The 8,684-nt window shown below is 69.5% G+C and carries 12 protein-coding genes; 2 read left to right on the top strand and 10 right to left on the bottom strand.

The features are described from left to right. The 6 genes from AC1DYN_RS30475 to AC1DYN_RS30450 all read right to left on the bottom strand — a co-directional run. Positions 1-573, bottom strand: a 573-nt coding sequence (locus AC1DYN_RS30475; protein ID WP_477966188.1) for an HAD-IA family hydrolase, incomplete at its 3' end; no start/stop codon positions are given. Next, complete coding sequence (rpe, locus tag AC1DYN_RS30470) at positions 573-1,274, bottom strand: ribulose-phosphate 3-epimerase (protein WP_477966186.1); 702 nt, start codon at positions 1,272-1,274, stop codon at positions 573-575. The genes rpe and AC1DYN_RS30475, both read right to left, overlap by 1 nt. Continuing rightward, complete coding sequence (locus AC1DYN_RS30465) at positions 1,274-2,023, bottom strand: HAD-IA family hydrolase (protein ID WP_477966184.1); 750 nt, start codon at positions 2,021-2,023, stop codon at positions 1,274-1,276. The genes rpe and AC1DYN_RS30465 overlap by 1 nt, the downstream gene beginning before the upstream one ends. Beyond that, positions 2,020-2,883: a CbbX protein gene (cbbX, locus tag AC1DYN_RS30460; protein ID WP_477966194.1), complete on the bottom strand. Its 864-nt coding sequence runs from the start codon at positions 2,881-2,883 to the stop codon at positions 2,020-2,022. The genes AC1DYN_RS30465 and cbbX overlap by 4 nt, the downstream gene beginning before the upstream one ends. 49 nt (positions 2,884-2,932) lie before the next feature. Continuing rightward, positions 2,933-3,367, bottom strand: coding sequence for a ribulose bisphosphate carboxylase small subunit (locus tag AC1DYN_RS30455; RefSeq protein WP_477966182.1), 435 nt, complete (start codon positions 3,365-3,367; stop codon positions 2,933-2,935). Between the two features lie 25 nt (positions 3,368-3,392). Further along, entirely contained in the window at positions 3,393-4,850 is a 1,458-nt protein-coding gene (locus tag AC1DYN_RS30450; RefSeq protein WP_477966192.1) for a form I ribulose bisphosphate carboxylase large subunit, read from the bottom strand. Positions 4,851-4,949: 99 nt separating this feature from the next. On the opposite strand from AC1DYN_RS30450, the gene AC1DYN_RS30445 reads away from it, so the two are divergent. Beyond that, a complete protein-coding gene (locus tag AC1DYN_RS30445; RefSeq protein ID WP_477966180.1) occupies positions 4,950-5,921 on the top strand; it encodes a LysR family transcriptional regulator in 972 nt (323 codons plus the stop codon). A gap of 3 nt (positions 5,922-5,924) precedes the next feature. On the opposite strand, the gene AC1DYN_RS30440 is transcribed toward AC1DYN_RS30445, so the two are convergent. The 4 genes from AC1DYN_RS30440 to AC1DYN_RS30425 form a co-directional block, all read right to left on the bottom strand. After that, the gene (locus AC1DYN_RS30440) at positions 5,925-6,170 is read right to left on the bottom strand and encodes a PA2433 domain-containing protein (protein WP_477966178.1); all 246 of its coding nucleotides are present in this window, start codon (positions 6,168-6,170) and stop codon (positions 5,925-5,927) included. 103 nt (positions 6,171-6,273) lie between these two features. Next, positions 6,274-6,999, bottom strand: a complete 726-nt coding sequence (locus AC1DYN_RS30435; protein ID WP_477966176.1) for a sulfite exporter TauE/SafE family protein — start codon at positions 6,997-6,999, stop codon at positions 6,274-6,276. 37 nt (positions 7,000-7,036) lie between these two features. Then, on the bottom strand, positions 7,037-7,405 hold the full coding sequence (locus tag AC1DYN_RS30430) for a VOC family protein (RefSeq protein WP_477966174.1): 369 nt from the start codon (positions 7,403-7,405) through the stop codon (positions 7,037-7,039). A gap of 32 nt (positions 7,406-7,437) precedes the next feature. Beyond that, positions 7,438-8,364 (bottom strand): LysR family transcriptional regulator, encoded by a 927-nt coding sequence (locus AC1DYN_RS30425; RefSeq protein WP_477966171.1) that lies wholly within the window; start codon positions 8,362-8,364, stop codon positions 7,438-7,440. Positions 8,365-8,510: 146 nt separating this feature from the next. Here AC1DYN_RS30425 and AC1DYN_RS30420 point away from each other — a divergent pair. After that, a partial coding sequence (locus AC1DYN_RS30420) for a transposase (protein WP_477966190.1) occupies positions 8,511-8,684 on the top strand: 174 nt, incomplete at its 3' end.

Here is an 8,684-nt window from a genome sequence, read left to right as displayed (position 1 = left end):
GCCCCAGGCGGCCCAGGCGGCCTGGCTGCCGGCCGCGCCGGCGGCGGCGAGGTCGGCCGCGCCATCGCCGACCATCAGCACGCTGGCGGCCGAGACCCCGAAGCGCCGCGCCGCCTGCTGGATCAGCAATGGCGACGGCTTGCGCAGCTCGGGCAGGTCGGCGCCGTGCACCTGCGCGAAATGCTCCAGCAGCCCGGCCGCATCGAGCACCGCGCGCGCCAGCGGCGTCGGCTTGTTCGTCACCACCGCCATCGGGTAGCGCCCGCCCAGCCGGGCCAGCAGCGCGGCGATGCCGGGGTAGGCGGCGCCCTGCGCCGACGGCGTGGCCAGCGTCGCGCCGTCGAAGCGCAGGCGCAGCCGGGCGGCGAGCACCGGCAGGTCGTGCAGCTGGCAGGCGTCGAGTGCGCGCCCGATCAGCGCATCGGGCCCGTCGCCGATCCAGCCGCGCACCGTCGCCACGTCGAACGGCGGCAACCCGGCCTCGGCCAGCGCGGTGTTCAGGGCCAGCGCCACGCCGGCGGCGCTGTCGACCAGCGTGCCGTCGAGGTCGAAGCAGAGGGCGGCGATCGGCATCACGGGCTCTCGGCCAGGTCGCGCAGCTGCGCGTTGACGCACAGGGCGGCGATCGCCTTCGGGTAGTCGCCGCCGCTGAACACCGCCGAGCCGGCCACCAGCGTGTCGGCGCCGGCGGCCACCACGCGCGCGATGTTCTTCGCGTTGATGCCGCCGTCGACCTCGAGCCAGACGTCGCGCCCGCTCGCGTCGATGCGCCGTCGCGCGGCCTCGATCTTCGGCAGCACGCCCTCGATGAAGGCCTGGCCGCCGAAGCCCGGGTTGACGCTCATCAGCAGCACCAGGTCGAGCTGGTCGAGCACGTGGTCGAGCAGGTTCAGCGGCGTGGCCGGGTTCAGCGCGAGCCCCGCCTTCACGCCGAACGAGTGGATCAACTGGATCGTGCGGTCCACGTGCTCGCTCGCCTGCGGGTGGAACGAGATGATGGACGCACCGGCCTGCGCGAACATCGGGATCAGCGCATCGACCGGCTTGACCATCAGGTGCACGTCGATCGGCACCGGCTGGTCGCCGCGCCGGCAGTGCGGCGCGATCGCCTGGCACACCATCGGGCCGATCGTCAGGTTGGGCACGTAGTGGTTGTCCATCACGTCGACGTGGATCAGGTCGGCACCGGCGGCGATGACCGCGCGGACTTCTTCGCCCAGGCGCGCGAAGTCGGCCGACAGCAGGCTGGGGGCAATGCGGATGGCGGGGTTCATCAGGTGGTCTCGCGGTAAAGCGCCTGCACGGGCGACACGCCGCGCGCCGGGCGCGCGATGCGGATCAGCTCGTCGAAGCCGAGATTGCCCAGGCTCGGCAGCACCAGGCCGGCGCCCTGGAAATCGCTGCCCTGGGTCCAGAAGGTCGGCGTGACCAGCGTCCACAGGCCGGCGGCCGTGGCCGCGCGCAAGCCGTGCGCCGAATCCTCGACGGCCAGCGCCTGCTCGGGCGGCAGGCCCAGCGTGTCGAGCGCGAGGCGGTAGATGTCGGGCGCGGGCTTCTTGGCCCGCACCTGGTCGCCGCAGGCGATCACCGCGAACAGGTCGAGCCCGCGCGCGCCCAGCGTCGCGCCGAGCAGCGCGTGGATGTTGGCGGCGGTGGTGGTGCTGGCGATGGCCAGGTGGCAGCCTTGCTCGACGGCCTCGTTCAGCAGGCGCTCGACGCCTTCGCGCAGCGTGACGCCGCCTTCCTGCACCACCTCGCCGTAGAAGCGCGTCTTGTCGGCATGCAGCTGCGGCACCAGGGCCAGCAGGCGCTGGCGTTCGGTCGCGCCGAGCGGCAGCGACGCGATGTACGACGCGATGCGCTCCTTGCCGCCGGGGACTTCGAGCAGCTGCCGGTATTCGGCGCGGCTCCAGGTCCAGCCGAGCCGGTGCTGCTCGAACACGCTGTTGAACGAGATGCGGTGCGCTTCCTCGGTGTCGGCCAGCGTGCCGTCGACGTCGAAGATCAAGGCTTCCACGCTCATGTCGTTGCTCCTTGGCGGGGGGCGCCGGTGAAGACGCGGCTCGCGAGCACGTCCTCGGCCTGCAGGGTGCACAACTGCTCGCGCGTCAGGCGGCGGTCGGCGCTGAACAGCCGCGTCGCATGGCGCAGCCGGATGCGGTCGAGCGCATTGCGGATCGAGCGCGCGTTGGCGAAATGCGGCTGCTGCCGCCGCAGGCTCACGTAGCGCGCGAAGGCCGGCTCGGCGCCGTCGTCGAAGCGGTAGTTCAGCCGGGTCAGCATCAGCCGCGCGATCAGCATCAGCTCGGCCTCGCTGTAGTCGGGGAAATCGATGTGGTGCGCGATGCGCGAGGCCATGCCGGGGTTGCTGGCGAAGAAGCCGTCCATGCGGTCCTTGTAGCCGGCGAGGATCACCACCAGGTCGTCGCGCTGGTTCTCCATCACCTGCAGCAGGATCTCGATCGACTCCTGGCCGTAGTCGCGTTCGTTCTCGGGCTTGTAGAGGTAGTAGGCCTCGTCGATGAAGAGCACGCCGCCCATGGCCTTCTTCAGCACCTCGCGGGTCTTGGGCGCGGTGTGGCCGATGAACTGGCCGACCAGGTCGTCGCGCGTCACCGCCACCAGGTGGCCCTTGCGCACATAGCCCAGTTGCTTCAGCACCTCGGCCATGCGCATCGCGACGGTGGTCTTGCCGGTGCCGGGGTTGCCGGTGAAGCACATGTGCAGCGACGGCGGCTGCGACTGCAGGCCCTGCTCGGCGCGCAGCCTGTCGATCAGCAGCAGCGCGGCGATGTCGCGGATGCGGCCCTTGACCGGCGCGAGGCCGATCAGTTCGGCATCGAGCTGGTCGAGCATCGCGCGCGCCGCCGACGCTTCCGGCATCTCGGCCGGCGGCTGGCACAGACTGTCGCGGTCCTCGTCCATGGGTCGGTCACTCCTGGCGCATTCCGTACCGTTCACCCTCCGGCGAACGCTGCACGGCGTAGCTTTCGATGCTGTATCGCAAGGTTCGGCCCTGCTCTTCGGTGCGCACCAGCCGGAAGCCCGGCTCGGCCTTCGGCCGGTTGACGATGAAGGACAGCACCACCGATTCGGTGCCGTGGGTCGAGTCGAACGCGGTCAGGCGGATGTAGTGGTCGGGAAAGGTGTTGCGGCACTGCTTGAGCTCCAGCATCACGCCGGCCGCGTCGGACACGTCGAACATCGGGTTGCCGAACATCTCCCAGAAGGTGTTGCGCGGGTGCGGGTCGTCGGTGTATTCGATGCCGATGGCCCAGCCCTTGCCGAGGGCGTGGTCGACCTGGCCGATGACCTGCGCGTCGCTGAGGTCGGGCAGGAAGGAGAAGGTGCCTTGGGTGATTCGCATGCGGGGTCTCCAGGTGGGTGCGCGATCAGGCGACGGCGAGGGTGGGCACGTAGTCGGAGCTGTCGGTGGGCGTGTAGTTGAAGCTGATCTCGCCCCAGGTATCGAGAGCGGCGCGCAGCGGGCCGCACCACTTCGCCGCCTCGGCGAGGATCGCGGGGCCTTCGTTCGCGATGTCGCGGCCCTCGTTGCGCGCCAGCACCATCGCCTCGAGCGCGACGCGGTTGGCGGTGGCGCCGGCCTGGATGCCCTGCGGGTGGCCGATGGTGCCGCCGCCGAACTGCAGCACCACGTCGTCGCCGAACAGGTCGAGCAGCTGGTGCATCTGGCCGGCGTGGATGCCGCCGGACGCGACCGGCATCACCTTCTTCAGCGCGCCCCAGTCCTGCTCGAAGAAGATGCCGCGCGGCAGGTCGACCACGGTGTGCGTGTCGCGGCACACGTTGTAGTAGCCCTGCACGGTCAGCGGGTCGCCCTCGAGCTTGCCGACGGCGGTGCCGGCGTGGATGTGGTCGACGCCGGCCAGGCGCATCCACTTCGCGATCACGCGGAAGCTCACGCCGTGGTTCTTCTGGCGCGTGTAGGTGCCGTGGCCCGCGCGGTGCAGGTGCAGGATCATGTCGTTCTGCCGGCACCAGTGGCTCATCGACTGGATGGCGGTGTAGCCGACCACCAGGTCGATCATCACGATCACCGAGCCCAGCGACTTCGCGAACTCGGCGCGGCGGTACATCTCTTCCATCGTGCCGGCGGTGACGTTGAGGTAGCTGCCCTTGACCTCGCCGGTGGCGGCGCTGGCCTTGTTGACGGCGTCCATCACGAACAGGAAGCGGTCGCGCCAGTGCATGAAGGGCTGCGAGTTGATGTTCTCGTCGTCCTTCATGAAGTCGAGGCCGCCGCGCAGGCCCTCGTAGACCACGCGGCCGTAGTTGCGGCCGGACAGCCCGAGCTTGGGCTTGGTGGTGGCGCCCAGCAGCGGCCGGCCGAACTTGTCGAGCCGCTCGCGCTCGACCACGATGCCGGTGGGCGGGCCGCTGAAGGTCTTGACGTAGGCCACCGGGAACTGCATGTCCTCGAGGCGCGCGGCCTTCAGCGGCTTGAAGCTGAACACGTTGCCGATGATGGACGCGGCGACGTTGGTGATGGACCCTTCCTCGAACAGGCTCAGGTCGTAGGCGACGTGGCAGAAGTACTGGCCAGGGTTGTTCGGCACCGGCTCGACGCGGTAGGCCTTGGCGCGGTACATGTCGCAGGCGGTGAGCCGGTCGGTCCAGACCACCGTCCAGGTGGCGGTGCTCGATTCGCCGGCCACCGCGGCGGCGGCCTCGATCGGGTCGACACCGTCCTGCGGCGTGATGCGGAACAGCGCCAGGATGTCGGTCGCCTTCGGCACGTAGTCGGCGTTCCAGTAGCCCATCTGGGCGTACTTCAGCACGCCGGCCGAATAGCGCTTTTTGGCGTCGGTGATCTGCGTTGCGTCTTTCATGTGGCCCATGGACACTCTCCTTGGTCGATGGACCGAATGTACGAACCGCATTGCATTCGCAACAGTTAATTCTTTTCGGCAACTCATAAGCTTTGACTGATGCTCAAGAACGCCACATTCCGCCAGCTCGCCGCCTTCCATGCCGTGTCGCGCCTGGGCAGCGTTTCACGTGCCGCGAGCGAGTTGCACCTGACGCAACCGGCGGTGTCGATCCAGCTGAAGCTGCTGGAGGAAAGCGCCGGCGCGCCGCTGCTGGAGAAGGACGGACGCGGCGTGCGCCTGACGGCGGCGGGCGAGCTGATGGCCGACTACGCGGCGCGCATCCTCGACCTGTGGCGCGAGGCCGGCGACGAGATGGCGGCGCAGCGCGGGATCTTCTCGGGCACGCTGCGGGTGGGTGCGGTGACGACCGCGGAGTACCTGCTGCCGCCCTTGCTGGTGGCGTTTGCCGGCCAGCATCCGGACGTGAAGGTGAAGCTGCAGGTGGGCAACCGCGACGAGATCGTGCGGATGCTGGCGGCCCAGGAGGTCGACATCGCCATCATGGGCCGGCCGCCGGCCGAGCTGAAGACCACGGCGGTGGCGTTTGCCAAGCACCCGATGGCCTTCCTCGCGTCACCGAAGCACCCGCTGATGAAGCAGCGCAGGCCGGCGCTGGCCGACCTGGTGGGTGCCAACCTGCTGGCGCGCGAGCGCGGCTCGGGCACGCGCACGACGCTGGAGCGGCTCTACAAGGATGCAGGCGTGCCGCTGCGCATCGGCTCCGAGATGTCGAGCAACGAGGCCATCAAGCACATGTGCGCGGCCGGCTTCGGCGTGGCCTTCCTGTCGCTGCACACCTGTGCGCTGGAGCTCGAGGCCGGCCTGCTGGCGCTGCTGCCGATGGCCGGCAACCCGCTGCAGCGGGACTGGTATGCGATGCACCTGGCGTCGCGCCGGCTGCCGCAGGTGACGTCGGCGTTCAAGCAGTTCCTGGCGGACGAGGGGCAGCGGCTGATCGACGCGCAGCTGCGCACGCTGCCGCCGGCCGCGAAACGGCACGCGGCGGCGAAGCGGGCGGGTCGCGCCTGAGCGCTACTTGACGTTGAGGATGGTCATCGCCTTGGCCAGCGTGTCGACCGATTCCTGGTGCTTGCCGGCGGCGTGCAGGGTCTCGCCTTCGGCGCGGAGTTTCTTGACTTCGGCCAGCTGCGCGGCGCTGAGCTGCGGGTTCTTGGCCAAGGCCTCGTCGATCTTCTTCATGTCGGCGGGGCAATGGAACGCGAAGGCCGCGCTCGAGACCAGCAATGCACCGGCGGCGAAACAGGAACGAAGGTTCATGGTCATCTCCAGGTTGGCAGGGGTTGGGGGGCTGGCGCCCCGCGGCGCAGTCTAGTCCTGGGGATCCGGTGCGGTGCTTGCCCCCGTGCAGGTCACGGGTATCTCAGCGCCACGCCGCCCACAGCAGCGACAGGCCCGAGCACAGCATCAGTGCGTCCAGAAGCAGGGAGAACGCATGGGGGCTGATCCGGACCACCAGCGCTTTCCCGGCGCAGGTTCCCGCCATGAGGGAGCTGCCGACGATCAGCCCTTGCAGCAGCGTGCCGGCGGACAGCGCGCCAAGATGGCGGAACGTCGCGACCTTGCTGAGGTAGAGCGCCAGCGAGCTGGCGGCCTCGGTGGAGAGGAAGGCCCCTGCCGTCAAGCCGTAGGCGGTGAAGACGGGCACGCTGAGCGGCCCCGTCGACAGCACCAGTCCGGTGAGAAAGCCGATCACGGCCCCTGCCGCCGAGACTTCGCGCAAGCGCAGGCGCCGCCCCGTGCCGGCGCGCCACCGCCGCAGCGCCAGCATGGCCAGGAAGAACAGCCCGAGCATCGAATCGATGACGGCGGGCGGCAGCGACAGCAGCGTGCGCGCGCCGAGCGCCGCGGTGATCGCGCCCGGTACCGCGTAGGCCGCCGCGGCTTTCCAGTCGACCTCGCGCCACCAGGCGGCAACGCGCGCGATGTTGGCCAGCACCGCGGCGACGGCCATGATGGGCACCGCCTGCTTGGGCCCGTAGGTGTAGACGAGCACCGGCAGGAGCATCAGCGACGAGCCCGTGCCGATCACGCCGCTCACGCAGCCCGCGACCAGCCCCACGCCCAGCACGAAGAAATACGACGTCATGCCGCGGCATCGACCGCGGCCGGTTCGCGGCGGGCGTTCAAGCCTCGGGCTTGTGGCACACCGCCTCGACGTTGTGCCCGTCCGGCCCGATCACGAAGGCACCGTAGTAGTTCGCGTGGTAGTGCGGGCGCAGGCCCGGGGCGCCATTGTCCTTGCCGCCGGCGGCCAGGGCCGCCTGGTAGAACTCGTCGACCTGCTGGCGGCTGTCGGCCGTGAAGGCCAGGTGCATGTGCGTGGGTTGCTCCTTCGTCTCGGAGATCCACAGCGAGGGCTTGCGGTGTCGCCCCATCCCCACGCCATAGGGGCCCTCCATCGCCAGCTCGACGCCCAGCGGTGCCAGCGCCTGGAGGTAGAACGCCTTGCTCTCGGCCACATTCGTGACACTGAAACCGACGTGATCGAACATGCTGCCTCCTTGCAGACCTGCGTGGGATGGGATCATGGGCCGCTGCGGCCGGCCACCGGCGCGTGTTGCGCCATCAACTGGGCGATCCAGTCGATGAACACGCGCACCTTGGCGCTGACGTAGCGGTTGGGCGGGAATGCAATGTACAGCGGCATCGGGTCCAGCTGCCAGCCGTCGAACAGCCGCACCAGCTCGCCGCTCGCCAGGTGCGGCCTGGACATGTAGTCCGGCAGCCAGAGGATGCCGAGGCCGGCCAGGCCCGCCGCGAGGTAGGCATTGCCGTCGTCGACCGCGAGCACGTGGCGGCCCTGCACCTCGACCTGCTCCCCGTCGCGGCGCATCGCATAGGGGACGGCCTTGCCGCTGCGCGCCCACAGGAAGCCGACGATGCGGTGGTGCGTGCCTTCGAGCTCGCGCGGATGCAAGGGCGTGCCGGCGCGCGCCAGGTAACCCGGCGCCGCGCACACCCCCAGCTGCAGATCGCCGACGCGGCGCGCCATCAGCGAGGGGTCGGTGAGTTCGCCGCCGCGCACCACGCAGTCCACGTTCTTGCCGATCAGGTCGACCATGCGGTCGCTGACGCCCATGTCGAGCTGGATGTCGGGGTAGCGCTCGTGGAAGGCCGGCAGGGCCGGCACCAGGATCATGCGTGCCAGCGGGGTGGGCACGTCCACGCGCAGCCGCCCGCGCGGCGAGGCCGCCGCGCTGGACAGGCTGGTCTCGGCATCGTCCATGTCGGCCAGCAGGCGCACCACGTGCTCGTAGTAGGCCGCGCCATCGGCCGTGACGTTGACGCGCCGCGTGGTGCGGTTGAGCAGCTTCACGCGCAGCCGCGCCTCCAGCTGCTGCACCAGCTGCGTCACGCTGGTCTTGCTCAGGTGAAGCGTCTCGGCCGCCCGGGTGAAGCTGCCGGTCTCGACCACGCGGGCAAAGGCCAGCATCGCATCGAAACGGTCCATCTTTGCTCCCGATTGTTTGGAATGCGCAAACGGTGATTGTTGACGCTGCTGGTTTATCCGGGCGGCGCGGATCCCTAGGGAAACTCTGCAAAACCGGCCTGAGGCTTGCATAGACGAAGGGCATGATCGCCAAGCGAGTTGAGCCGATGAAGCAACTGGGACTGGGACTGAATCTGTCGACCAAGAAGACGCGCAAGCGGGAGTTCCTGGAGGAGATGGAGCGAGTGGTGCCGTGGGCTGCGCTGGTGCAGATTGTGCAGCCGCACTACCCGAAGGCGAAGACGGGACGGCCACCGTTCGGCATCGAGACGATGCTGCGC

It is taken from the genome of Rhizobacter sp. P2_D12, from assembly GCF_056404395.1.
Note: the sequence above shows the minus strand (reverse complement) of the source record. Positions and strands in the feature narration are given on the sequence as shown.

Coding starts and splice junctions, on each gene's coding strand:
- rpe (WP_477966186.1), bottom strand. CDS start 1,274: ATGAACCCCGCCATCCGCATTGCCCCCAGCCTGCTGTCGGCCGACTTC.
- AC1DYN_RS30465 (WP_477966184.1), bottom strand. CDS start 2,023: ATGAGCGTGGAAGCCTTGATCTTCGACGTCGACGGCACGCTGGCCGAC.
- cbbX (WP_477966194.1), bottom strand. CDS start 2,883: ATGCCGGAAGCGTCGGCGGCGCGCGCGATGCTCGACCAGCTCGATGCC.
- AC1DYN_RS30455 (WP_477966182.1), bottom strand. CDS start 3,367: ATGCGAATCACCCAAGGCACCTTCTCCTTCCTGCCCGACCTCAGCGAC.
- AC1DYN_RS30450 (WP_477966192.1), bottom strand. CDS start 4,850: ATGAAAGACGCAACGCAGATCACCGACGCCAAAAAGCGCTATTCGGCC.
- AC1DYN_RS30445 (WP_477966180.1), top strand. CDS start 4,950: ATGCTCAAGAACGCCACATTCCGCCAGCTCGCCGCCTTCCATGCCGTG.
- AC1DYN_RS30440 (WP_477966178.1), bottom strand. CDS start 6,170: ATGAACCTTCGTTCCTGTTTCGCCGCCGGTGCATTGCTGGTCTCGAGC.
- AC1DYN_RS30435 (WP_477966176.1), bottom strand. CDS start 6,999: ATGACGTCGTATTTCTTCGTGCTGGGCGTGGGGCTGGTCGCGGGCTGC.
- AC1DYN_RS30430 (WP_477966174.1), bottom strand. CDS start 7,405: ATGTTCGATCACGTCGGTTTCAGTGTCACGAATGTGGCCGAGAGCAAG.
- AC1DYN_RS30425 (WP_477966171.1), bottom strand. CDS start 8,364: ATGGACCGTTTCGATGCGATGCTGGCCTTTGCCCGCGTGGTCGAGACC.